This is a genomic window from Pseudomonas sp. HS6, from assembly GCF_023375815.1.
GTDB lineage: Bacteria > Pseudomonadota > Gammaproteobacteria > Pseudomonadales > Pseudomonadaceae > Aquipseudomonas.
Genome location: NZ_CP067412.1, coordinates 2169792 through 2195262, shown reverse-complemented (window position 1 = coordinate 2195262; position 25471 = coordinate 2169792). Strand labels below are relative to the sequence as shown.

Sequence of the window (25471 nt, the reverse complement as noted above, 5' to 3'; positions counted from 1 at the left end):
CCGTAACACCGTTCTTCGTTCTCTCTCGATCAGGCGGGGAGATAGTGCGCAAAGAACTTTTTGGTGGGTTCCAGAACTTCCCATTCCCCCGTGAAACCGGCAGGCACGACAATGCTGTCACCAGGTACGAAGGTTTTGCTGTTGCCCACATGATCGGTAATGACCACTTTTCCGCTGAGCATGAAATAGAACTCGTCTTCTTCGTAGATGCAGACGAATTTGCCCGGCGTGCTTTCCCAAATACCAGAGGTGAAGCGCTTGTCCTGGCTGCGGAAGTAGACGCTGTTGACGATGTCTGGATCGCCCGAAATCAGGCGGTCGGGTCCTTTTTTCACGTTGAAGACTTCGGCTTCGGATTGGCCGAGTATCACGATGTCATCGATTTTTGGCTGCGACATTTCAATTTCCTTTTTGACGGATTGTTTCAACGAGGGCGTTGGTTTTATTCGATGAATTGCACAACCTGATGAACATTGACTGCATTCATCAGTGAGTAGTGATCGCCGCTCAAAATCACGGTTTCAGGGTTGTTTCGGTTTGTCGGTTCAAGACTCGGACAGTAGGGCGCCAGATGAGAAAAACGCTGCGAATGGGCGTTGGCGGCACGAAACAGCTGGCAATCGATCGCCATCGCTGCAGGTGGGACATAGGCCAGCAGCCGCTGATACAGCGCTTCATAAATGCGGTACAAGTTGAAAAGTTCGCGATGTCCGACCTTTCCCAGTTCTGGATAGTCAGCTGCCAGCCGGTGATAAGCGGAATCGAAATTGTCCGAAGGAAAAACCGGGTTTTCGCCGCTTGTCGCTCCCTGCAAATAGTCATTGAAAAAGCCATTGATCGAATCATGTTGCAGGTAACCGTCGGCCTGCCGGTTGTCGGCGACGTAACTGTCGATGACAAACAACTTGCGCGGTGAATGCCCCAGACGTGCCAATTGTCTGGCCATTTCCGTGGCGATGATGCCGCCCATGGACCAACCAACGAGACAGGTGCGTTGAATATCGATTTCTGCTGAAAGCAGATCGAGATAGTGACGCGCAAGCGCTTCCAGGGTGTCTGGTATCTGTTCGACGGCAGCACACTGGAGGCCATAAATGTCGAACTTCGTCGAGAGCGCATTGATCAGCGGTTGATATGAAATCAGGTGACCGCCCACCGGATGGATCAGCACCAGGGGCGTTGCGTGCTCCTCACCTTTTCTGAGCCGGACAAAAGAGCTGGAAACGGTCGCTCGCGCTTTCAGGCTGCCAATCAGGCTGGCTTGTCTGGCGATCGTTGCGTATTCAAAGAAGTTGGCCAGTGACAGATTGACGTCGTATCGGTCATTGATCTGGCGAATCAACCTGATCGCGGATATCGAGGTGCCTCCGGCGGCGAAGAAATCCATGTCCAGCGCAGAAACGCTGATGGAACCCGCTTCGTTCCACAGTCGGACCAGTTCACGTTCGATTTCGCTGTGAGCGCCTTCATCCTCGGCAAGCCCGTTGCAGGCGGGCAGAAGGAGCGCCGCCAGTGCGGCCGTGTCACGCTTCTGATTGGCCGTCAGGGGCATGGCATCGATACAGCGAATCTGTTCGGGAAGACTGTAAAGCGCAAGGTGGTCGCTGAGTGATGAGCGCAGCGCGTCCATGCCCTCAAACGTGTCCGGATCGATGACGATGGCAGCTGCCAGGCGTTTGCCGGCATTTTCGCCTATGAGCAGGCAGGCGGCTGCTGTGACGCCCTTTGCCTGCGTCAGGTATTTCTCAACCTCCGACAGATCGACACGATAGCCCCGCACTTTGGTCTGGCTGTCCCGGCGTCCGAGAAACTCCAGGGTTCCATCTGGCCAATAACAACCGTAATCCCCCGTTCGGTACAGACGGGATCCGTCAGGCTGGACAATGAAACTTTGTGCTGTCAATTGCGGGTCGTGATGGTAGCCGGCAGCGACACCTGCGCCACCGATGTACAGCTCGCCTGGCACCCAGTTGGGCTGGTGCTGCAGGTCACGGCTCAGAACATCAAAGGTCTGGTTGTCCAGCGGGTAGCCATACGGAATGCTTCTCCAGTCGCGACGGACCTCACCGACTTCGTAATAGTTGGACCAGATCGACGCTTCGGTCGCGCCGCCCAGTGCTATCAGGCGCGCGTGGGGGCAGCACTCTTTCAGACGCCGGGGCAGTGACAGAGGTATCCAGTCGCCGCTCAACAGGACGAGTCGCAAGGACGCCATGACCTGGCCTGCCTGATCGCCAAGGTGATCAAGCAACATTTCCAGAAGCGCCGGGACGGTGTTCCACACGGTGACCCTGGATCGGGTCAGGCACTCACTCCACGTCAGTGGGTCGCGCGGGGCGTTGGCTGGTGGCAGGACAATCGTCGCGCCTGTGGCAATCCCGCCCAGCAAGTCAAACACCGACAGGTCGAAGTTCAGTTCGGACAATGAAAGGATGCGGTCGCTGCTCGACAGTCCGAATCGGCGAATCATGGAGAAAATCGTGTTTTGCACCGCGCCGTGTCTGATCGCGACACCTTTGGGCGAACCGGTGGAACCCGACGTATAGATGACATAGGCGAGCTCTTGAACGCCCGGCTGGCGCAAGGTACTCGTGGCCAGTGCAAAGCTGTCGGGTTCGATGGCGATCAGCTTGAGTTCGCCGGATTCGCCCGCCAGTTTTGCCACGCCCCTGGCATCAAGTATCAAGGTGTTGACCCGGCTCTTCTCCAGGACTGCCTTGATGCGCTGGATCGGCCAGTCGATGTGCAGCGGCAGATACGCCTTGCCCGCCTGGATAACGGCCAGCGCCGCTGTGTATTGCGCCGGCGACTTGCCCGCAAGGATGCCGACGACTTCGGACACCTGGCCGCTTTTGTCAGCGTCTGTGATGGTCGTCGCAAGTACATTCACCCGGGCCCCCAGCTCGCCATAGGTCATCTGTGTCTCGCCGCTGGCGATTGCACACTGGTCGGGCAACGATTTGATGTGCTGATTGGCCTGGTCAAACAGACCGTCTTCACTCCAGGCAACGGTGGTGTCGTTGGCGCTTTGCCGACCCAGGACAAGCGCTGTGTCCAGCGGTATTTCCCAGGGGGTGAGCCAGTGTTCTGCGCATCCGGCCAGGTGCTCGAGCATGTGCTGGTGAGTGATTACCAGCTCTTCGATCAGATGCTCAGGGAAAGCCGCCGCTACGTAATCGAACTGTGTGACCAGGTGGCCCGCATCTTCGAATACCTGATGGTCGAGAATGACCTGCGGGGTATGCATCGACTTGCTGTCCAGTTCCCAACCCGGGAGGTCAATGCGTTGGGGAGTGCTGTCCTGTCCCCGGGTATCGAGTCCTGAAGCGAAGACATAAGGAATGTTGCTCAGACCCGCATCGCTGTCGGACTTGCGCATGCGATGGGCCACCTGGGTAGCAGACACCATGCTGTGCTGAAGGTCGCACACAAGTTGTGCGTGTACCGTTTTCGCGCACGCCAGGAAGGTGTCGCCTTGCGGTTTCATTTCCAGCAACAAGGTCGAGCCGAAATTGCCCAATTGTTCCTGGATGGGCGCGTCGCAGATGATTTGCGGTCGAGCGCTGACCAGGACAGTCAGACAGAAATGCTCACACTCGGACCACTTTTTCAGGACTTGTCCGTAGAGCGAGCAAAGCACGGCATTGGTCGTCAGATTGTATTGCCGAGCGTAGGCCTGAAGCTTCTGCCATGACTCAGGTGCGAGCCGGTGGGTGATCCGCTTGAACGAGGAGCGATGGGGCTGCGACGGGTGAGCGTCGCGACTCGCAGGCAACTGCGGCCCACCGGGAAGTTCTCCCAGTCTTCGTGTCCAGTAGGCGATCGCGTTTCGATACTGCTGGCTGTGCCGATAATGCGACAGTGCTTTGATAAATGACGGATACAGGCTGTGTGCTTGCGCCTGCACGCCGTTGTCTGCTTGATAGAACCTCGTAAAGTCACGGTAGACCAGGGTGATAGACCGCGCATCGAGTACGAACAGGCGTGTACTGAGGATCAAGTAGTGGAAGCTGCCGTTGTCGATCACGACGCACCCCAGTTGCGGACCTTGTGAGAGGTCGGGAAGCAATGTCTGTGGTGAGTCGAGCAGGGCCTTGTACCTTTCGAGAGCCTCGGCCGGGTCAGAGAAACGCTCATGGATCGGACGCCAGGGAGCCGGCGTCTGATTGATCGATTGGCCACCCCATTCGAGAGAGGCCCTGACCCTCAGCATGGGGTGCGTGGCCAACAGTGTGTTGACGGTCCGTGTCAGTCTCTCGAGATCCAGTCCCGTGACTTTATAACCTTGGGTGACAAACGCGGCGGTACTCAACGTATCAAGTTCCGATTCGCCGACAAGATAGGCCGTCTGCAAATCCGTCATGGGAAAAATCACGTTGTCGGGTTGTTCTTCCGTATCGACGACCAGAACGCCCGGATTGCGATGGATGCACGCCAGCGCTTGGGTCGCGACGCTGTTGACCTGGGCGATCAATGTTTCAGACGGGCAAGGGGAGGGGATGTCGAGTGTCAGGGCACCTCGCCGTTTATTGACCGCGATGCCGTTTTCGGCCAAGGACCATAGCAAGTCCTCTATCGATTTCGCTTGAGCGTTATCAGGCAAATCAATCTGAAGATTCGGGTTCAGCGACATGTTTCTTGGACTTCCCTGTTATTGCGCACTCACCGTTGCATCAAGCGCCCGGTCGGCCCTCCATGAGGGGCGTCCGGGCCTTTCGGCTTTTTAGAAAAATGAAGCCAGATGCTCGATCGTTCCGTTGTCGCTCAGCAGATCCTTGAGCTCGAAGTCGAACCCTTCCATTCGCGACCGCGCATACACTTGCAACGCCAGCAGCGAGTTGCCACCCAAGGCCAGGAACGGTGTGAACACATCGATTTGATCCAGCTCCAGGGCTTGCTGCCAGATGCCGGCCAGTCGCTCTTGCGCTTGACCGCTGGCGCCGGTGGGCTGGACCGGCAGCGATGCGTGACCACGGGTGTAGGTGCCATGGCCAGGGTTTTCGGCGGCTACGGTCCGGTTCAGTTGGCCAACCAGTTCGCCCAGGGTTTTGAGGGTGCCCATGCCGATGGTATTGAGGATCGAACGGAAATCCTCCAGCACTTCACTGACCTTGGCCGGACTGAAGAAACCCTTGTCGTACTTGACCTGGAAGTACAGTGTTTCTTCGGGCATCGCCTCGATTGCAAAGGGATAGTTGGTCCAGCCGACGTAACGTTCCTGGCGGATCTTGATGCCTTTTTTTGCACGCCAATCGGACGTGCGCGGGAAGTTTTCGAAAATCAGCAGGGTTTCGAAGAGGGGTTGATCGCTGGCCACCTCGGCCCCGGCCTGGACCAGTGGCAATGGGTAGTGCTCATAAGCACGGGCTCCGACCTGGACGCTTTGCACCTCTTGAAGCCATTGATCCAGCGTGGCTTGTGGCGTGATGTTGAGCCGCATCGGCAAGCTGTTGATGAAAATGCCCACCATATCCTGCACGCCGGCCAGATCCACCGGACGATGAGTGATGGTGATGCCGAAGCAGATATCGCGCTGCTGACTGTGCTTGGCCAGCACCAGCGCCCATGCGCCCTGCACCAAAGTGTTCAGGGTCAATTGATGCTGTCTGCCGAAGACTTGCAGGCGCTCGGTTTCCAGCTCGGTCAGGTCCAGGCGGGCTTCGGCATGGAGCTCTTGAGCACTGGCGGAGAGGTTCAGCTTCTCGGCCTGGCTGATGATGGTCGGGGTGTTGAAATCCTTGAGGCGATTTTTCCAGTACGCCTGCGCTGCAGCCACATCTTCTTGCGTCAGTGCGGTCACGTAATCCCTGAACGGTCTGGCCTGGGCTAGCGCAGGTGGTGTCCCGTCAAGCTCGGCTCGGTAAAACTCCAAAGAATCACTGAGCAGAATGAACAGCGACCAGGCGTCCAGAATCAGGTGGTGATAACTCATGACCAGCTTGTACTGGTGGTTGCCCAGCGTGATCAATGTCAGCCGGAACAACGGTGCCCGCTCGTAAGCGAAACCGCGTCGCCGGTCCTCGCTCAGATAGGCCTCGATAGACGATGGCACCTGGTCTGGAGCGACGCCGGAAAGGTCCAGCGAGGTCCAGTCCAGCGATGCGTGTTCGTGAATGAATTGTAGAGGTTCCCGCAGGCCGTCAGTGACCACCGCCGTGCGCAGGATTTCATGGCGCTGGACCACCTGCTCCCATGCCTTGCGCAATGAAGGCTCAACCACACTGCCTTCGAGGTGATAGATGAACTGCTCGAAATAAACGCCCGAGTCGGGGTCGAGCAGGGAGTGGAACAGCATCCCTTTTTGCATATCCGTCAGTGCAGAGCAGGATTGAGCGCCATGCGCCGCCATGACTTTACGTACGGCGTCATCGGGTACGAACGCGGTGTCGTTCGCCGCCGGGGGGCGGTCACTGACAGACGGCTCATCCAGGCCTCGGCACTCCACATGCACGGCCATTTCCGCCACTGTGGGTGTTTCAAACACTTGCGTGGCCGACAGTTTTATACCGATCTGGCGTGCCTTTGCACTGATCAGGAAACCCTGTATGGAGTCTCCCCCCAGGGAGAAAAAGTTGTCGTGAATACCGATGTTCTTCATGCCCAACACTTCTTCCCACAGCGCCGCGATCCGTGCCTGGGTGTCGGTCGTGGGGCGAGTGTTGTCCTCCGACAGTTCCAGCTCCCGAGAGCTCGAATCGCGCAGCGACTTGCGATCGACCTTGCCGTTGTCGGTATAGGGAATGGCATTCACGATCAGGAATCTGGCGGGCAGCATGTAGTCGGGCAGGCGGCTGGCCAGACTGGCACGAAGTTCTGCAGCGCTCGGCTCACTGCCAGCCTCGACGGTCAGATAAGCGGACAGACGAGTGTTGCCGCTTGGCGAGCGGATACCCACCACCACCGCTTCTTTGACCCCCGGGCAACGGGTCAGTTGAACCTCGATCTCCCCGGGTTCCACACGATAGCCGGCGACTTTCAACTGATCGTCGATTCGTCCCAGCAGGTCGATCTGGCCATCCGCGTCTTGTCTGGCAATATCCCCGGTGCGGAACGCCATTCCATAGGGCGTCTGGACAAAGCGCTCGCGAGTGAGTTCGGGCTGCTTGAAATAACCGTCTGCGATACCGACACCGGTAATCAGCAACTCGCCGGGTTGAGCGTCGGCGACTTTGCGCAGCGACTCATCAACGATGACGGGCGTCAGTTCCGCCGGGAAACCAACCGGGACAAAGCCGAGATATTGCTGTTCCGGCAGGCATTCCCAATGGCAGCTGTACAGCGCTTCGGTGAGGCCGTAGAGATTGAACAGTCGGGCCGGGATATCACAGGCGAAAAACCTCGAAGGCAGATCGCCCGGCATCACATCGCTGCTGCTGAACACATAGCGCAGCGAGCGATTCTGCTTGAGCTCCGGTTCTTCGATCATGCCCGCCAACAGTGCCGGCACTGCCAGGAATACCGAGATACGGCTCTGGTTGATGGTCTGGACCAGTTTCGACGGGCTTCTGTGCTCGCCGGGCGGCAACACGACGATCACGCAACCCGAAAGCAGAGGCCAGAAAATTTCCCGGACAAGGTTGGTGACGCTCAAGGTCGTGCGCAACAACTGACGGTCGTTCTCGTTCAGCGGGAATCGCGTCTGCAACCAACGCTGACCGCTGACCAAGGCGCGATGGGACAGCATGACGCCTTTGGGTTGCCCGGTAGAACCCGAGGTGTAGAACACAAAAGCCAGGTGATCGGCGTTTACCGTCGGCAGGCTTTGCGCGCCAGAGGTGCGCGGCGAGTCGAGCAGGTGATCGAGGGTCAGCGTGGCACCGCTCCAGACACCTTCGGCGTTTGCGCTCGCCTGGTCGACTACCAGCGCCTGGGCATCACAGTGGTCGAGGATGGCGGCTCGACGCTCGTCAGTATCTTCCGGGTCGATGGGAACGCAGGTACAGCCGGCCTTAAGAATGCCGATGACGCCCGCCAGCATGTCCAGCGAACGCGGAACCTGGATCGCGATTCGGCTGCCGGGGGATATGCCCTTGCCAAGCAGGCTGCATGCAACCTGTTCGGCCCGCTGCTCCAATTGAGCATTGGTCAGCAGTGAGTCATTGAAAACAGCCGCTGTCGCTTCAGGTGCCAGCGCCACTCGTGCGGTCAGAAAGTCATGTAAACATTCGTTGAACATACTCTGGGCCTCTCTTATTCAAATCCATGTGATGCTGTTATTTTTTTTCAGCGCCCAGTAGCAAGGAAGACTGTAGTAGTCGCGCAATTGGCGAATGTCTTCAATGTGATTCAGGCCAGGTAGTAATTGCGGGTGATTTCACTGCAGATAAACGATATTTTTCAATTGGCGGCCAAGCTATATGAAAATCACGAAGAAGAAAAATATCCAGTTTTCTGTGGGTTATTCATTTCTGATATGGCTTGACAATAGTGTTTGTGTACTAGCAGTCTGTTGGGGTTGGCAAGAATAAACAGCGACTTTCCGGGTGTTAACTCAATGCCTTTGCATAACATATAAAGTTGTGCAGAGAGTGTCTTGGTGGTGGAAGGATATGGCCGGTTTTGAATTGGTTTTCAAAGTGCATGAATCTCTGTATTCGGTTTACAGGCTCAAAGGAATTCCGAATATCGCTTGTCTGTCCGCGAGCGCGGATGTTCTGTCCCTGTCGATTGCGCCGAATGAAAATACGCTGATTTGCAGAAGTGATCTTCAAGTCACGGGCTGCGAAATCGATCAGGCGAGCCTCACCTGGCGGTGCCTTGAAGTGGTCAGTGAGCACCCGGCCGATGTGGTGGGTTTGATTGCCTTTGTCAGCCATGTGTTGGCCGGGGCAGGTATCAGCCTGTTGACGATCTCGACCTTCGCCGGGGACTTGTTTTTCATCAAGGATGAGTCGCTGGCTCAGGCCTGCGGCGCCTTGAGTGCTGCGGGCAATACCGTTATCCAGCCTGCCGGGCCGACCAGGAGTAGACCGTGAACCGCGTATTTTCATTAGACGATCTGGCGCAACTGGGCGATAAGATCCGCGCTGCGGAGCCGGTGTTTCTGGACGGCCGATACAGCTTCACCAAAGACCGGAATGTTCATGTACGCGCGACATTGGCCAGGCGCGTGGATCTGGAAGAGCGGATGCAAGCGTGGCTGGCTCGCCGACTGAGTGCCGACACCTTGCTTGCCAGAGTTTCCCAACGCTGCAACTTTGGTGAAAAAGTGAAATGGCCAGAGCACTTTCCAGTGCGTATTGTCGATGCTGATGATGAAGCGGCCTTGTTTAATAATGTATTTCTTTATTTTCCTTTTGGTGCCGGGCTGCGTAGTGAGGAAGAACAGCATATTTTTGGTTTTGAGCTGGTAGAAGTATCTACGCGGATCTTTAAACAAGTGCATGCGCCGATACTGCGACTGGTGGGTTCGGATAATGTAAATGAATTGTTCGAAGCCCGTTTTTCGGATTGTTTGGAGGAGGTCGTCTGTCTGTATTCCCTGTTGCATGAAATGTGTCACCGGGTGGGTGTGTGGCGAGTGGTTCCGTCGAAAGACAAGTCGTTACGTGTCAGCGGCGGGAATCTTGCCATCGTTGGAGAACTCTGGGCAGATTTACAACTTGTCGAGAACGCCAGAGAGTTTCCGGAACTTGCTCTGTTCATCTTTTTGAATCGTATTTTCTGGTATGCCCGAAAAGGCTATGACGCCAATACGTCGCACGCGGATCTGAACAGTGACAATGATGCCTGGGGCGGTGCTTACCTGTGGGTGAGGTTACGCGAGGCGGGAGCGCTGTCCATTAATCAGGTCACTGGCAAACTCGATTTCGAGTTGCGCGCGATGACAGATGTATTCAGTGCCTGCCACCAGGAACTGGAGTCACTGGGTCTGGCGTGCCTTGAGGCGAGCGTCAATGGCGACGCACTGGTCAATCAATGGAAGTCGAGTGTGTTGCCCGGTCCTTTGGGCAAGCAGGTTGTGCCCTTTGAGCTACAAGCGATCTATGCGCAATGCCGGGGAGTGCCTGAAACGTTTCAATGATGAGTCTTCATGATTCACATCGTCGGCGCTCCGAGGAATCCATTGCTTCGGATTAATGGGAAGTATTACCATTCACACCCCTTTCCTCAGCACGCCGCAATGATCCCCATGCTGCCCCGCAGACCCGGCTTTCTCGAGCATTACGAAGAGTTGATCGGCACCTGGACCCGTCGCCTGCGCAATCGCTCGCAGGCCGAGGACCTGGCGCACGACACTTTTGTGCGGGTGCTCGAGTCCGATTCGTCGGCGGTGCAGCAACCCCGGGCGTATTTGCATCAGACGGCGCGCAACATCGCGGTGGACGGCTATCGGCGTGAGGACCGGCGGGGTGCCATGGAGTCGGAGGCGATCGATCTCAGTGAGTCGCCGACCGGCGATCCGGAGCATTACATGCATGCGATCCAGCTGGCCGATTCCATCGAACGGGCGCTCACCGAGTTGCCGGTCAACTGCCGGCGGATTTTCGTCTGGCAGAAGATCGAAGGCCTGACCCAGGCGGAAATCGCCGAACGCCTGGGCCTGTCCAAGAACATGGTGGAAAAGTATATGATCCGCACCCTGCGGCATCTGCGTGATCGCCTGGACGGGGCGCAATCATGAGCCGCGGCGTCTTTTCATCCCCAGCCAAACAGGACATTCCATGATGGATACTCGTGATTGCGCGTGCGGGCAAACAACGGTGCGCGATGACGCGGCACGCTGGTTTGTGCGTTTGCAGGAGCCAGCCGTCGATGCCGAGCAATATCGGAACTTCGACGCCTGGCTGAACGAACATCCCCAGCACCGTGACGAATTCCAGTTACTGCAAGGCTTGTGGACGGCGGCGGATCTGCTGCCGGCGCCACGACTCAAGGCCTTGTGCGAAACCCCGCCAGCCCGTCGCGAACCCCGTCCGCTGTTGCGTTATGCCGTGGCAGCCAGCGTGGTCGCTGTGGCGCTTGGGCTCGGTCTGTTCAGTGGCTTGAATCACCCCGCGGGTTACAGCGCCGAATTCGCCACGGCGCTGGGCGAACGCAAGCATGTCGCGCTGCCGGACGGCTCGGTGATCGATCTCAACAGCCGCAGCCGCTTGCAGGTGCGTTTCGAGAAGGATCGGCGACTCATCGAGCTGACCGAAGGCGAAGCGATGTTCAGCGTCGAACACGATACCTCGCGGCCGTTCGTGGTCGAGGCCGGCAGCGGCAAGGTCACGGTCACCGGCACTCGCTTCGATGTGCGCCGCGACGTGACACAAACCCGGGTCGCGGTAGAGCAGGGGACGGTCAAGGTGCAGGGGCGTCATGCGCCGGACAACGTGTTCATCAACCTCACGGCCGGCCTTGGTACTCACATCGACGCCCAAGGCGTGGTCGCGCAGGCCTATGCGGTCAACCCGGCGGAACTGACGGCGTGGCGCAGCGGCAAACTGGTGTTCAACAACGCTAGCCTCAGCGAAGTCGTCGAAGAAGTATCCCGTTACCGCGACAAGCCGCTGACCGTCGCCAACCCGACCGTGGCCAGTCTGCGCCTGACCAGCGTGTTCAAATCCGACAACACCGATGCCTTGCTCAAGGCCTTGCCGAGCATCCTTCCGGTGGCCGTGCGCACCCTTGCCGACGGCAGCCAGGAAATAATTTCAAAATAAAATTCAGGTTTTTTTCGAGTTCGTCGTCTTCCTGTTCAACTGCAACTGGTTTGCATTAACAGCCGCACACTCTTGCGATCCACAGGACTCCGTTCGACGTGAAAAACTCCACCGCCAAAAACAAAAAATCCCCTTGGTTGCCGCTAGCGCTTGCGCTGGCGGTCAACGCCGCCGTGCCGATGGCCTTCGCCGCCGAAGCCATTCACATCCGCGCACAGCCGCTGGGTCAGGCCCTGAGTGAACTGGGGCAGCAAACTTCATTGCAGGTGTTTTTCAGCCCGGACCTGGTCGCCGGCAAACTGGCCCCGGCCGTCGATGGCAATCTCTCGCCGGAGGACGCGCTGCGTCAGTTGCTGCAAGGCAGCGGTTTGGAATATCAAATCAACGAAGGCTCGGTGACCCTGTCGCCAGCACCGACCGCAGCCGCCAACGGCCCGCTGGAACTGGGCGTGACCGACATCAAAGTGGTCGGTGACTGGCTCGGCGACGCCGATGCCGCCGTGGTGCAGAACCACCCCGGCGCGCGCACGGTGATTCGCCGCGAAGCCATGGTCGAGCAGGGCGCGATGAGCGTCAGCGACGTCCTCAAGCGTGTGCCGGGCGTGCAAGTGCAGGACTCCAACGGCACCGGCGGCAGCGATATTTCGTTGAACGTCGGCGTGCGTGGTTTGACTTCGCGTCTGTCGCCGCGCTCCACCGTGTTGATCGATGGCGTGCCGGCCGCGTTCGCGCCGTACGGCCAGCCACAACTGTCGATGGCACCGATTTCCTCCGGCAACCTCGACAGCATCGACGTTGTGCGCGGCGCCGGTTCCGTGCGCTATGGGCCACAGAACGTCGGTGGGGTGATCAACTTCGTAACCCGTGCGATTCCGGAAAAAGCCACCGGTGAAATCGGCATCACCCTGGAAACCACCCGCTACGGCGGTTGGAAACACATCGACACCGCATTCCTCGGCGGCACCGCCGACAACGGTATGGGCGTGGCGCTGTTGTATTCCGGGGTCAACGGCAACGGTTACCGCGAGCGCAACAACGGCAACGACATCGACGACGTGCTGCTCAAGACCCACTGGGCGCCGACCGATCAGGACGATTTCAGCCTCAATTTCCACTACTACGACGCCAGCGCCGACATGCCCGGCGGCCTGACACAGAAACAGTACGACGACAAACCGTACGACTCGGTGCGCGACTACGACAACTTCAGCGGCCGCCGCAAGGACGTGTCCTTCAAGTGGATTCGCCAGATCGACGAGCGCACCCAGGCCGAAGTGCTGACCTATTACACCGACAGCTTCCGTGGCAGCACCATCGCCGCCCGCGACCAGAAAACCCTGAGCTCGTACCCGCGTTCCTACTACACGCTGGGCTTCGAGCCACGCGTCTCGCGGGTATTCGATGTCGGCCCGACCACTCAGGAAGTCAGCGTCGGTTATCGCTATCTGAAAGAGGCCATGCACGAGCAGTCGAGCCGTCTGGCGCTGGTCAACAATGAGCCCGTAGTGACCAAGTCGTCCGACGGCCACGTGTTCCAGGATCGCACGGGCGGCACCGAGGCCAACTCGGTCTACGTCGACAACAAGATCGACGTCGGCAGCTGGACGATCACCCCGGGTGTGCGCTTCGAGCACATCAACACCGACTGGCACGACCGCGCCGTTCTCGACACTGCCGGCAAGCGCCTGCCGGAGAAAAACCGCAGCATCGAGAGCAACGAACCGCTGCCGGCGCTGAGCGTGATGTATCACCTGTCGGATGCATGGAAGCTGTTCGCCAACTACGAAACCTCGTTCGGCAGCCTGCAGTATTTCCAGCTCGGCCAGGGCGGTTCGGGTGACCAGACGGCCAACGGTCTGGAGCCGGAGAAGGCCAAGACCTACGAGATCGGCACGCGCTACAACGATGACGTGTGGGGCGGTGAAGTGACGCTGTTCTACATCGACTTCGATGACGAACTGCAATACATCAGTAACGATGTGGGCTGGACCAACCTCGGCGCCACCAAGCACCAGGGTATCGAGGCGTCGGTGCATTACGACATGGCTGCGCTGGATCCGCGTCTCGATGGCCTGACCGCCAACGCCGGTTTCACTTACACCCGCGCTACATACGAAGGCGAGATCCCGGGCTTCAAGGGCCGCGACCTGCCGTTCTATTCGCGTCAGGTGGCGACTGTCGGCCTGCGTTACGACATCAACCGCTGGACCTACAACATCGACGGTTTCGCCCAGTCCAAACAGCGCTCGCCGGGCACCGGCGTGAATGCCGATGGCAGCTTCAGCAACAACTACATCACCGAAGGCACGGCGGACGGGCAGTACGGCGACATCCCGGGTTATGTGACCTGGAACGTGCGCGGCGGTTATGACTTCGGTGCGCAGCTGTCGAACCTGAAGCTCGGCGCCGGGGTGAAAAACATCTTCGACAAGCAGTACTTCACCCGCTCCAGCGACAACAACTCGGGGATGTATGTTGGCGCGCCGCGTACGTTCTTCGTGCAGGCCAGCGTCGGCTTCTGACCTTGCCCGAATCGCTCCCACGCAATGCGCGGGAGCGCTCCGGCTCAGACCTTGAGCGCTTTTCCGCCAATCGCCACTGCCACCAGCAATGTTGCCATCAACCCGAAGGCGAAACTCAGGCTGCTGGCATGGGCGACAAACCCGATCACCGCTGGCCCAGCCAGAATTCCCGCGTAACCCAGCGTCGTGATCGCCGGCACCGCGATGCTTTCCGGCATCACTGTCTGTTTGCCCACCGCCGTGTACAGCACCGGCACAATGTTCGAACACCCGGCACCGACCAGTGCATAGCCGATCAGCGCCGCTTCCCAGCTCGGGGCGAACGTCGCCAGAAACAAACCCGCCGCTGCCAGCAGACCGCCAAACAGAATGATCCGGGTTGCACCCAGTGCGCGAACGATCCGGTCACCGGTCAAACGGCCTACCGTCATTGTCAATGCGAACGCTGCGTAACCCAGCCCTGCATACGCCGTATCGATCCCGCGTTCCTGCGCCAGAAACACCGCGCTCCAGTCCAGCGCCGCGCCTTCGGTGAGGAACACGATGAAGCACATCCCGCCGATGAACAGCACGATGCCGTGGGGCACCGCGAAAGCAGGCCCCGAGCTTTCACTGCCGTAAGGCAACATGTGCGGCACAGCCTTGAACAGCGCCGCGATCAGCACCACGACCACCACCAGCATCGCCGCCAATGGCGACAGCCCGAGGCCGAGCAGGGCACTGACGCCCGCCGCGCCGACGATCCCGCCGAGGCTGAACAGGCCGTGAAACCCCGACATCATGTTCTTGCCGCTGGCCCGTTCGACGATCACCGCTTGCAGGTTCACCGTCGAATCCACCGTGCCGAGCCCGGCACCGAACATGAACAGCGTGGCGATCAACGCCGGGATGGACGACACCGTCGCCAGCAACGGCAATGCCGCGCAGATCAACAAAGTGCCACCGGTGGCCACACGCCGACAGCCAAACCGCGTGGCCAGAATCCCCGCCAGCGGCATTGCCAGAATCGAGCCCACACCCAGGCACAACAGCAACAGGCCCAATGTCCCTTCATCGAGCCCGGCGCGCGCCTTGGCATACGGCACCAGCGGTGCCCATGCGGCAATGCCGAGCCCGGCGATAAAGAAGGCGATGCGCGTGGACATCTGTTGCAGGCGTCCGGGGACGAAAGTGTCTTTGGGCGTGAGGCTGGTCATGGGAATCCTTGGCAAAAAACGTTTCAGCAGTGGACATCCTTGCACAGTGAGGCAGTGGGAGCGAGCCAGCTCGCCCCAGGCAGGGATTACGTTTTACAGTGACGTCTTTGGGCGACGAGAATTCAAGGGCTTGTTCATGACGCAGTTCTACGATGCACGGGGCAATATCTACGGGGTGGTTTCTCCGAGGCAAGTGCGTGAGGCGGGCATCGATCTGCCGGCCAGCGCGCAAGAGGCGGCGTTATCCAGAGCCCTCTGGAGTGAGCAGACCATAGAGTCTTTTTGCCAATGGCCTGACGCGATTCGTCCCGCTGGCGCCAAACACCATCGCAGCGATGGCCTGCTGATCGGCCCGTTTCAATCGTCACCGCCCTTCGATCTGCTGATCGTCAATACCGACGGCACGCTGGCCGAGCGCAGCGGTAACGGCTTGACGATTTTCTCTCAGGCGTTGCTTGAACAGGGGCTGATGCCAGAGCAGGGCGCATCGCTGCAGGTGCATCACGACAAACAGGATGCGCCGTCACCCGCGCCGACCACGGTCAAGTCGGCCGAGGTAGCTGGTGTTCAAGGCTTCTGGCTGGATCTCGGGCAACCCGGTTTCGGCCCGGCAGCCGTCGGGGCGCTCGGCGTTGAACCAGTGTCTTTCAAGGGTGTTGAGGTCAGTCGCATCGAGCCACTGGTACAAATCGATCACGCCTGGACGAACAGCCAGTTCGTGCGCATCGGCAATCCCCACTGCGTGACGCTGGTGCAGGATGAAGCGGCATTGCCGAGCAACGCGCAGATGCTTGAATCGCCGCTGACGGACAGTCTGACCGCAATCGCCTTCGCCACACCTGTCGGTGCCGGCCAGCCATGCCCGGCCGGAGTCAATCTGCAATGGGCGATGCGCGCAGGCGATCAACGCATCGTCGCGCGGGTGTTCGAACGGGGCGAAGGGCCGACGGCGTCCTCTGGCACCAGCGCCAGTGCGGTGGCGAGTGCAGCATGGCGGGTGGGCTGGGTGTCGGCGGGAGAGGTGCAGGTGGTGATGCCGGGCGGAACGGCACCGATTTTACTGGAGGAACAGAACGGTGAGCTGACTGGCGTGCGTCTGTTCGGTACCGCATACCAGACAAAAAGGTGAAGTCCCTTTCATGATCGTCCCCCCGGGAACGATGGATCCCTTGGACTTCACTGTGAGCCGGTTCGCTGTGGTTGTCGCCTGTCAGATCTGACAGGGCGGCTCTATCGTTTGGCGATAAAGCCGGCCCGGTTCATAACCGTGAAACTCCGACGTTTCACTGAGCCTTGAACAGTTTCACCGCAACCACGGCATCAGCTTCTACCGTCAAATACAGGAGCGCTTGCGGTGTCGTCTCTGAATGCTTGAGACATTCGACGATAACCGCCTGCGCCGCGCAGGCTTGCATCGCCAACCGGTCCGCCTCGCGTAACTGGCGCTTCACCGCAGCACCGAGCGGAATGGGTGAATGGCCTTCTCGAACCGCTGCGCAAAACTTCAGTGCGACGTCTCTTGGCGTGGGCGGCGGCGGTGACGCCAGTCCTGCTTCGTTGAACAGATGGTTGAGCTGTTCCGCTGCGCTGACGGCTCGCGGGAAGCCTGCAAAGGCCGAGGCTTGCAGCAGCACTTCGGTCATTTCACCGGGCGCCAGGCCCGATGCCAGCCCGGTCTTGAGATGTACGCTCAGCGGTGGCCCCACCATGCCCGACGCCACAATGGCGGCAAATGACACTGCCTCGCGCAATCGTGGATCTAGGCCGGGACGCGAGTGCAAATGCCCGTAGACTACGCCGACGGCCAGTTCGCCCAACGCGGGAACGGTATGAAACAAGGCATCGAGTCTGGCGCCGCCATCGGGCACCAGATCGATAAACGTATGGCGGCCTTCGCGGTACAGCGTGGCCATGGGGTCGGAAGCAGCTTTACGATTCATGTCGCGTCCTCATGCATTAATGAGGATGGCAGCGGAGCAACTACGCGCGAACTACGGCATGACAGGGCGTCCATCGAAAGAAGTCGGCGCCGTTGCGACGCCGACTTCTACACCTTAGACGAACTCCACCACCGGCATCTGCCGCTTCATCAGCACCTTGCCGTTGCGGATCGAATACAGCGGCAGGCCCTGGCTGCGGATCACTTCATAATCGCTGTCCGCCGACAGGATCAGCAGGTTCGCCGGGCGTCCCTGTTCCAGACCATAGCGCTCACCAAGGTGCATGGCTTTGGCGCTGTTGTCGGTGACCAGATCCAGTGCGCTTTGCAGGTTGCGGTAACCGAGCATGTGGCAAATGTGCAGCCCCGCCTCGAGTACCCGCAGGATGTTGCCGTTGCCCAGCGGATACCACGGATCGACAATCGAATCCTGACCAAAACAGACGTTCATCCCGGCTTCGAGCAGCTCGTTGACGCGGGTCACGCCCCGGCGTTTCGGGAAGTTGTCGAAGCGGCCTTGCAGGTGAATGCTCTCGGTCGGGCAGGAGACAAAACTGATCCCCGAATGCCCGAGCAGGCGGAACAGTTTGGCGCAGTAGGCGTTGTCGTAGGAGCCCATCGCGGTGGTGTGGCTGGCGGTCACGAGGGCGCCCATGTCGCGACTGCGGGCCTCTTCGGCCAGCACTTCGAGGAAGCGCGAGTGCGGGTCGTCGGTTTCGTCGCAGTGCACGTCCACCAGGCAACCGGTGCGCTCGGCCAGGTCCATCAGGAACTTCACCGAGCTGACGCCCTGATCGCGGGTGTATTCGAAATGTGGAATCCCGCCAACCACGTCCGCGCCCATGCGGATCGCTTCTTCCATCAGCTCGCGGCCATTGCGGAATGACTCGATACCTTCCTGGGGGAACGCGACGATTTGCAGGTCGATCAGGTGACGGCTTTCCTCGCGCACTTCGAGCATCGCCTTGAGCGCAGTGAGCTGCGGATCGGTGACGTCGACGTGGGTGCGCACATGCTGGATGCCGTGGGCGGCGAGGGTCTGAATGGTCTTTTTCGCCCGGGTTTTGGTGTCTTCCTGGGTGATGGTGACCTTGCGCTCGCCCCAGCATTCGATGCCTTCGAACAGCGTGCCGCTCATGTTCCAGCGCGGCTCGCCGGCGGTCAGGGTGGCGTCGAGGTGAATGTGCGGCTCGACGAAGGGTGGCACCACCAGATTGCCGCCGGCGTCCAGGTCGTCGGGGCCCAGGGTCGGTGCTTCGGTCTGGCGCGCGATGCTGCGGATCAGGCCGTCTTCGAGGTGCAACTCGTGCAGACCTTCCTGGTTGCGCAGTCGGGCGTTGATGATGTGCATCGGGCGAATCCTTTTATAGATCTTGTAGAGGGGCGGCCGCGTTGCGGGCGCCGAGCAGGCCGGTCACTGCGATATACGTTAACGCGGCAACGGCGATCCCGACCAGCGGCGCGACCCACGGCGAACCGAACGCGGCGACGGTTCCGGCCGCGTAAGCCGCGAGCCCCGGCCAGTTGAACGCCGGTAACCGTGCGTCGGCCAGCCGTGGATATTGACCGCGCCAGCGGAAGAAAAAGTCCGCCATGATCACGCCGCCAATCGGCGGAATCACCGTGCCGAGCAGAATCAGGTAAGGCACCAGCATGTCGTACATGCCGAGCAGTGCGAGTGCCGTGCCGATCACGGCACCGGCCAGGGTCACGGTCTTGCGGCGCCCGGTGCGCAGCAGGTTGCAGCCGGCGACGGCGAAGTTGTAGATGGTGTTGTCCTGGGTGCTCCAGATGTTCAGCAACAGCATCGCCATCGCCGCCATGGCGAAGCCCTGCAACAGCAGCACTTCGACCACGTCAGGTTGTTGATAGACGATCGCGCCGTAAGCGCCGATCAACACCATCAGGCCGTTGCCGATGAAAAAACCGATCAGGCTGGCCAGCACCGCGACCCGTGCCGAGCGGGAAAAACGCGTCCAGTTGGTGGCCTGGGTCGCGCCGCTGACGAAGGTGCCGAACACCAGCGTGATGGCGGTCGACCAGTCCAGCGAACCGCTGGGCATGACGCTGAGCAAGCCGTCGAGGCCGCCGACTTTCACCGTCGCGACCCACATCGACAGCATCAACAGCAACATCATTGCCGGTACGGCGATGTACGACAGAATCTCCAGCCCGCGATAACCGACATACGCCGTGGCGCAGAACACCAGGCCGAACAGCACCATCAGCCCCAGCACCGTGCCTTCGTTCAGGTCGAAATACTTGCCGAGCACCACCGCCGCCGTCGCGGTGCCCCAGGCGTACCAGCCGATCTGGGTGAACCCGAGGATCAGGTCGCTGAGCTTGCTGCCGACTTCACCAAAACAGAAGCGCCCCATCAGCACCGAATTCAGCCCGCTCTTGAAGGCGATGTAACCGAGACCTGCGGCGTACACGCCGAGCAGCAGGTTACCGATCACAATCACGGCGAGCATTTCGCCGAAGTTGAACGCCACGCCGAGTTTGCCGCCGGCAAACATGGTCGCGGTGAAGAAGGTGAAGCCCAGCAGCACCATCGCCGTCGAGGCCAGGCCTTTGCGCGCGTGCATCGGGACTTCACTTAGGGGGTAATCGTTGCCGGGATCGTTCTGCGTCATGGGGGCGTTCCTTGCTGGAAAGGGGAGGACGCGGGGGATGTTGCAGTGGTCGTGCCAAACGCGATGTTGCGGGTATTTATAGACGAGACACGGATGATCGGCGCGAAAGCGGTGCATTTGGCGCCGAACCGAACCATGGGGGAGCAGGGCGCCCCCCCACGAGGTCATGGGATTCGATCAGAGGAACCGCAGCAGTGCTGCAACGATGGCTTCAGGCGCATCTTCCTGCACCAGATGCCCGGCATTCGGTATCGGGTGAAACTGCGACCCGGGGATCATCTGATGCAAGGCCCGGCCGCGTTCGATGGGAATCCATTGATCCTCTTCGCCCCAGAGAATCTGCACAGGGCAGCGAATCGTCGGGTATAGCGGCTGCGCTTCCAGTGTGTAGCGCTGGTCCATCTGCGCGATCTGCCGGTAGAACGCCGCTTGCCCCGGATCGCCGAGCCACGGCTGCACGTAGGGCGCCAGTTCATCATCAGGGATATCCCGGTGGATCGCCCCGCGAATATAGGCCGGGACAATGGCGCGCTGGATGTAATCGGGCAGGCCGCTGAACGCCGCTTCATGCTGGCGCACGTGCTGCACGAACGGCGAACCCCAGGGTGTCAGCGCCACCGGGTCGATCAGCGTCAGGCTGCGGTAATCCTTGCCGTTGAGCAGATGCGCGCGCAGGGCGGTGGCGCCGCCGAAGTCGTGGGCGACCACGTCCGGGCGTTGCAGGCCCCAGTGATCCAGCAGTTGCGCGAGCAATTCGTTTTGCACGCCGAGGGAGACATCGGCGTCCGGTTGCTCGGACCGCCCGTAGCCTAGCAGGTCGAAGTAATGCACCCGATGGCTGGCGAAAAAATGCGGCGCGATGCGGTGCCACACGTAAGAAGAGAAGGGCGTGCCATGCACGAACACCAGCGGCGGGCCGTCGCCGCGCACCCCGTGGCGAATCTGTCGCCCGTTGAAATCAAAGACCTGATCCAGCAGCCAGTCCGTCATGGGCCTGTCCTCTTGGCGGGTTCGAGCCAAAAAGCATAGGCGTAAAAAAACCACCGGTCTCGGTGGTTTTTTGTGTCGCTGGACTTACTCGCCGCGATAGATGCAGCCGCTGGTGCAGGTCTCGTGGATGCGGATCGCACTGAGTTCCGGCAGCAGAGGCTTCAACTCATTCCAGATGAATTTGGCCAGCACTTCGCTGGTCGGGTTCTCAAGGCCCGGAATGTCGTTCAGGTAGTTGTGGTCCAGACGCTCGTACAGCGGCTTGAAAATCGCCTTGATCTCGGAGAAATCACGGATCCAGCCAGTGTGCGGGTCGAGGTCGCCGCTCAGGTGAATCGCCACTTTGAACGAGTGACCGTGCAGGCGTCCGCACTTGTGGCCATCCGGTACGTGGGGCAGGCGGTGGGCGGATTCGAACGTAAATTCCTTGAAGATTTCCACAGTGATTTCAGCTCTGTTCAGATGGCGTTCGCCGCAGCGAATTCGGGCAGGCGGCGAGTTTACCAGCTTGTCCAAGGCTGTGCTGACTAAAGGGTCAGCAAGCGCTCGGCGAGGCGACCATTGGCAGCCAGTTCAAGAAACTCGTCACCCAGCCGTCGACTTTCGTCCATCGCCGCGCGCCAGTATTTCTGCCGGCTCGGCGCATCGCCCATGAAGCGTTTGAAGTCGTTTCGGTCGGGCAGTTTGCCGTAGGGCAGGCGCGCCAGGTATTCCTTGGACGGCGCGAGCAACAGCACGTCCTGCAAGCGTTCGACCGAGGCTTTGCGCCACGGCAGGGTCTTGTCGAACCAGCCGGGAATCACCCGGTCGCTGAAGTGCGGATAGAGCACGATGCCGTCGCCGTTGTAGGGCAGGTCGAGGTGATAGTCCAGCAGACCGCCATCGCGGAAGGTGCCGGCACCCGCGCCCGGCAGGTCGCGCACGCCTTCCATGACCATCGGGATCGAACCCGAGGCCAGCAGCGCCTGACGCAGGTTGCCGGCATCGAGGGCGACGAAACGCGACGGGAAGTCATTCAGCGCATGCACCGGCGGCGCCAGGCGCGGGTCATGGATGATCAGCCGTTCGAAGTGCCGCGACAGCCGCGCACGCCCCCGCAGGTTGTCGGCGATCACTGAACCCAGCGCCAGCCCGAGCCGGCCGCGATGGTCGTCCGCCAGCCCGCCGTGACTTTTGACCACCATGATGTTCAAGCGGTAATGAGCGTTGTCGAGCAATGCTGCATCGCGACCGTCGAGCAGGTCATCTAGCATGCGCTGCGAACTGCGGCTGACTTCGCCGATGGTCACGCCTTTGTTGAAGTTCTGCTCGGTGTACAGATGACCGAGGCGACGGATGCCTTCGGCGGCGTCCGGCAAACAGGCACTGGCGAACCGCCAGGAACCCACCGACGCACCGATCAGCGAACGCTCGCGCGGAGCCGCCGGCAGCCACTCGCCGAACAACGCCAGATCCAGCCCCTGAATCCCCAACGCCTTCGGCCCACCGGCAGCGCCGGGCAGGGTGCCGACGTCGGCGGCGTTCAGGCCCTGGGCGCGGATGCGCGCCATGGCACGCGGGCCAGCCTTGAGGGTGAGGGCAGGGAACTTGATGTGGATGGCTGTCATACCGGTCTCGATCGTTAGCAAGCGAAGAATTATAAACACATGTTGCCGGCCCTGCAGAAACGGGCCCGATGATGGCCATTCAGTTTCAGTTAAGTTCGCACCGTTATGGTGCCGACCTTAGCGACACATCAAACACGGAGACCCCATGAAAACCCTGACTGCCTTGAGCCTCGCCTCGTTCATCGGTCTGTGCGCCAGCCTCGCCCATGCCCGCGATCTTGGCCCGGACGAAGCCCTGCGTCTGCGCGACGCTGGTACTATCGTGTCCTTCGAGAAGCTCAATGCCACGGCGCTGGCCAGGCATCCGGGTTCCACCATTACCGACACCGAGCTGGAGGAGAAGTACGGCAAGTACCTCTACCAGGTCGATCTGCGTGATCCGCAGGGGCTGGAATGGGATCTGGAATTGGACGCTGTCAGCGGGCAAGTGCTCAAGGATCATCAGGATACGTAATGAAGCTTAATGCTCGCGCCGCCAGTCGAACTGCGTTGGCGCTTTTGATTGTCTGCTCGGCGGTGGTGGCCCGCGACCTCGATCAGGACGAGGCCCTGCGTCTGCGTCAGCAGGGGGTGATTCTACCGCTGGAGCAAGTGCTGCATAACGCGCTGGATCGCTACCCCGGTGCGAAATTGCTGGAAGTCGAGCTGGAAGAAAAACACGACGTCTACATTTACGAAGTCGAGTTGCTGACTGTCGACGGTGTCACGCGCGAGCTCCATCTTGAGGCGGCCACCGGCCGCTTACTGAAAGACAAGGAAGATTGACCGATGCGTTTGCTTCTGGTGGAAGACCACGTTCCTCTGGCCGATGAGTTGATCGCCGGCCTGCAACGCCAGGGTTATGCCGTGGACTGGCTGGCGGACGGACGCGACGCGGTTTATCAGGGCCGTAGCGAGCCGTACGACCTGATCGTTCTCGACCTTGGTTTGCCAGGTGTGCCGGGCCTTGAAGTGTTGGGGCAATGGCGCGCCGAAGGGTTGGCGACGCCGGTGTTGATCCTCACTGCCCGGGACTCCTGGGCCGAACGCATCGAAGGCCTGAAGGCTGGTGCCGACGATTACCTGACCAAACCCTTCCACCCGGAAGAGTTGCATTTGCGCATTCAATCGCTGCTGCGCCGCTCCAAGGGGCAGGCCAACCAGCCAACGCTCAAATCGGCCGGGCTGCATCTGGACGAGGGCCGCCAGTGTGTCGTGCGTGACGGCGCCGACATTCAACTGACCGCCGCCGAGTTCCGCCTGCTGCGTTACTTCATGCTCCACCCGGAGCAGATTCTTTCCAAAAGCCATCTCGCCGAACACCTCTACGACGGTGAAACCGAGCGCGACTCCAATGTGCTTGAAGTCCACGTCAACCATCTGCGGCGCAAACTCGGCAAAAGCGTGATCGAAACCCGTCGTGGTCAGGGTTATCTGTTCGGCGGACAAGCTTCGTGAGATCGATCCAGCGCCGCTTGAGCCTGGGTCTGATCAGCGTGATGGTGATCGTCGGCCTGGTGCTGGCGCAAACCAGCCTTTGGTTGTTCGAAGTGGGCCTGCAGCGTTATCTCGAGGCCGGTCTGCGCAACGACAGCGAGAGTCTGCTGGTGGCGCTGGTGCGCGGCCCGCAAGGCTTGCAGCTGGACGAACGACACTTGTCGCCGGCCTATCAGCGGCCGTTTTCCGGGCATTACTTCCGCATCGATTTCGCCGACAGTCACTGGCGCTCCCGCTCGTTGTGGGATCAGGAATTGCCGCTGCTGGAACAGCCGGGCCTGCACAGCAACCTGCAACTGGGGCCGGACGGGCAACAACTGCTGGTGCTGCGCTCGGACTACAAGCGGCTCGGCCAGTCGATCTCGATCAGCGTGGCCCAGGATTACACGCCGGTGCGCGAGAGCTTCCAGCGCATGCGTCAGGTCGGGTTGGGGCTCGGGTTGGCCGGGCTGCTGCTGATCCTCATCCTGCAACGGCTGACCGTGCAACGTGCCTTGCGTCCATTGGAAAAGGCTCGCGAGCAAATCGCCCAGTTGCAACAGGGCCAGCGTTCACAACTCGATGAACAGGTGCCGGCAGAACTGGAACCGCTTGTGGCGCAGATCAACCATTTGCTGGCTCACACCGAAGACAGCCTCAAGCGTTCGCGCAATGCCCTGGGCAACCTCGGGCACGCGCTGAAAACTCCGCTGGCAGTGCTGCTGAGCCTGGCCTCGAACGAGAAGCTCGATGCCCATCCCGAGTTGCGCAAGATCCTCAAGGAACAACTGGCGCAGGTTCAGCAGCGGCTGAATCGTGAGCTTAATCGTGCGCGACTCTCCGGCGATGCGTTGCCGGGGGCGCTGTTCGATTGCGATGCGGAACTGCCGGGGCTGCTGGCGACGCTGAACATGATCCATGGCGAGCACCTTTCGTTGAGCTACGTCGCGCCGACCGGGCTGCAATTGCCGTGGGACCGTGAAGACTTGCTGGAATTGCTCGGCAACCTGCTGGACAACGCCTGCAAATGGGCGGATGCCGAGGTGCGGTTGAGTGTGGTCGAGACGGCTGAAGGTTTTGTGCTGAGCGTGGAGGATGATGGGCCGGGGATTCCCGAGGCGCAGCGTGATCAGGTGTTCAGTCGGGGGACGAGGCTGGATGAGCAGACCCATGGGCATGGGTTGGGGCTGGGGATTGTGCGGGATATTGTTGAGACTTGGGGTGGGGGTTTGGTGTTGGGGGAGAGTGAGTGGGGTGGGTTGAGGGTGGAGATTCAGTTGCCTCGGCGGTGAGCTTCAAGAGCGCCCTCATCGGAACGCCGCCCGCCTACCCCTCTCCCGGAGGGAGAGGGGACTGACCGAGTTGTTCTTTTGAGATACATCGACCTGAACGTCCTGAGTCGAACTCAGGTTTTGAACACCTTGGAGATCTGCTCCCTTTCCCCCTCGCCCCCTTGGGGGCGGTCCGACGTTTCGGGA

The 25471-nt window shown here is 60.1% G+C and carries 20 protein-coding genes; 10 read left to right on the top strand and 10 right to left on the bottom strand.

The window, feature by feature from the left end:
• Positions 1-29 precede the first annotated feature (29 nt).
• The 3 genes from JJN09_RS10060 to JJN09_RS10050 form a co-directional block, all read right to left on the bottom strand.
• Entirely contained in the window at positions 30-398 is a 369-nt protein-coding gene (locus JJN09_RS10060) for a cupin domain-containing protein (RefSeq protein WP_249489984.1), read from the bottom strand.
• 44 nt (positions 399-442) lie between these two features.
• Entirely contained in the window at positions 443-4633 is a 4191-nt protein-coding gene (locus tag JJN09_RS10055; protein ID WP_249489983.1) for an amino acid adenylation domain-containing protein, read from the bottom strand.
• 90 nt (positions 4634-4723) lie between these two features.
• Positions 4724-8176, bottom strand: a complete 3453-nt coding sequence (locus tag JJN09_RS10050; protein ID WP_249489982.1) for an amino acid adenylation domain-containing protein — start codon at positions 8174-8176, stop codon at positions 4724-4726.
• 373 nt (positions 8177-8549) lie between these two features.
• On the opposite strand from JJN09_RS10050, the gene JJN09_RS10045 reads away from it, so the two are divergent.
• From JJN09_RS10045 to JJN09_RS10025, 5 genes are all read left to right on the top strand, one after another.
• Positions 8550-8975: an ACT domain-containing protein gene (locus JJN09_RS10045; RefSeq protein WP_249489981.1), complete on the top strand. Its 426-nt coding sequence runs from the start codon at positions 8550-8552 to the stop codon at positions 8973-8975.
• Positions 8972-10024, top strand: a complete 1053-nt coding sequence (locus tag JJN09_RS10040; protein WP_249489980.1) for a hypothetical protein — start codon at positions 8972-8974, stop codon at positions 10022-10024. The genes JJN09_RS10045 and JJN09_RS10040 overlap by 4 nt, the downstream gene beginning before the upstream one ends.
• 99 nt (positions 10025-10123) lie before the next feature.
• Entirely contained in the window at positions 10124-10624 is a 501-nt protein-coding gene (locus JJN09_RS10035) for a sigma-70 family RNA polymerase sigma factor (RefSeq protein ID WP_045121794.1), read from the top strand.
• A 40-nt stretch (positions 10625-10664) separates the two neighbouring features.
• On the top strand, positions 10665-11648 hold the full coding sequence (locus JJN09_RS10030; RefSeq protein ID WP_249489979.1) for a FecR family protein: 984 nt from the start codon (positions 10665-10667) through the stop codon (positions 11646-11648).
• A gap of 98 nt (positions 11649-11746) precedes the next feature.
• The gene (locus tag JJN09_RS10025) at positions 11747-14170 is read left to right on the top strand and encodes a TonB-dependent receptor (RefSeq protein ID WP_249489978.1); all 2424 of its coding nucleotides are present in this window, start codon (positions 11747-11749) and stop codon (positions 14168-14170) included.
• A gap of 44 nt (positions 14171-14214) precedes the next feature.
• On the opposite strand, the gene JJN09_RS10020 is transcribed toward JJN09_RS10025, so the two are convergent.
• Complete coding sequence (locus tag JJN09_RS10020) at positions 14215-15366, bottom strand: MFS transporter (protein WP_249489977.1); 1152 nt, start codon at positions 15364-15366, stop codon at positions 14215-14217.
• A 136-nt stretch (positions 15367-15502) separates the two neighbouring features.
• Between JJN09_RS10020 and JJN09_RS10015 the strand changes: the two genes are divergently transcribed.
• Complete coding sequence (locus tag JJN09_RS10015; protein ID WP_249489976.1) at positions 15503-16495, top strand: diaminopimelate epimerase; 993 nt, start codon at positions 15503-15505, stop codon at positions 16493-16495.
• Positions 16496-16649: 154 nt separating this feature from the next.
• Here the strand turns inward: JJN09_RS10015 and JJN09_RS10010 are convergent, their stop codons facing one another.
• The 6 genes from JJN09_RS10010 to JJN09_RS09985 all read right to left on the bottom strand — a co-directional run bounded on the left by JJN09_RS10010 (position 16650) and on the right by JJN09_RS09985 (position 22538).
• On the bottom strand, positions 16650-17306 hold the full coding sequence (locus JJN09_RS10010) for a carboxymuconolactone decarboxylase family protein (protein ID WP_249489975.1): 657 nt from the start codon (positions 17304-17306) through the stop codon (positions 16650-16652).
• 114 nt (positions 17307-17420) lie between these two features.
• Entirely contained in the window at positions 17421-18656 is a 1236-nt protein-coding gene (gene codA / locus JJN09_RS10005) for a cytosine deaminase (protein ID WP_127798933.1), read from the bottom strand.
• A gap of 13 nt (positions 18657-18669) precedes the next feature.
• Positions 18670-19941 (bottom strand): cytosine permease, encoded by a 1272-nt coding sequence (gene codB, locus JJN09_RS10000; protein WP_249489974.1) that lies wholly within the window; start codon positions 19939-19941, stop codon positions 18670-18672.
• A gap of 177 nt (positions 19942-20118) precedes the next feature.
• Positions 20119-20931 carry an alpha/beta fold hydrolase gene (locus tag JJN09_RS09995; protein ID WP_249489973.1) on the bottom strand — a complete coding sequence of 271 codons (813 nt, stop codon included), beginning with the start codon at positions 20929-20931 and terminating at the stop codon, positions 20119-20121.
• An 84-nt stretch (positions 20932-21015) separates the two neighbouring features.
• Positions 21016-21372, bottom strand: a complete 357-nt coding sequence (queD, locus tag JJN09_RS09990) for a 6-carboxytetrahydropterin synthase QueD (RefSeq protein WP_007955941.1) — start codon at positions 21370-21372, stop codon at positions 21016-21018.
• 86 nt (positions 21373-21458) lie between these two features.
• On the bottom strand, positions 21459-22538 hold the full coding sequence (locus JJN09_RS09985; RefSeq protein WP_249489972.1) for a patatin-like phospholipase family protein: 1080 nt from the start codon (positions 22536-22538) through the stop codon (positions 21459-21461).
• Positions 22539-22683: 145 nt separating this feature from the next.
• Between JJN09_RS09985 and JJN09_RS09980 the strand changes: the two genes are divergently transcribed.
• The 4 genes from JJN09_RS09980 to JJN09_RS09965 are packed head-to-tail and all read left to right on the top strand — an operon-like array spanning position 22684 to position 25285.
• Positions 22684-22992: a PepSY domain-containing protein gene (locus JJN09_RS09980; protein WP_249489971.1), complete on the top strand. Its 309-nt coding sequence runs from the start codon at positions 22684-22686 to the stop codon at positions 22990-22992.
• On the top strand, positions 22992-23303 hold the full coding sequence (locus JJN09_RS09975; protein ID WP_249489970.1) for a PepSY domain-containing protein: 312 nt from the start codon (positions 22992-22994) through the stop codon (positions 23301-23303). Before JJN09_RS09980 ends, JJN09_RS09975 begins: the two co-directional genes overlap by 1 nt.
• 3 nt (positions 23304-23306) lie before the next feature.
• On the top strand, positions 23307-23975 hold the full coding sequence (locus JJN09_RS09970; RefSeq protein ID WP_249489969.1) for a response regulator transcription factor: 669 nt from the start codon (positions 23307-23309) through the stop codon (positions 23973-23975).
• Positions 23972-25285, top strand: a complete 1314-nt coding sequence (locus JJN09_RS09965) for a sensor histidine kinase (protein ID WP_249489968.1) — start codon at positions 23972-23974, stop codon at positions 25283-25285. Before JJN09_RS09970 ends, JJN09_RS09965 begins: the two co-directional genes overlap by 4 nt.
• Positions 25286-25471 lie beyond the last annotated feature (186 nt).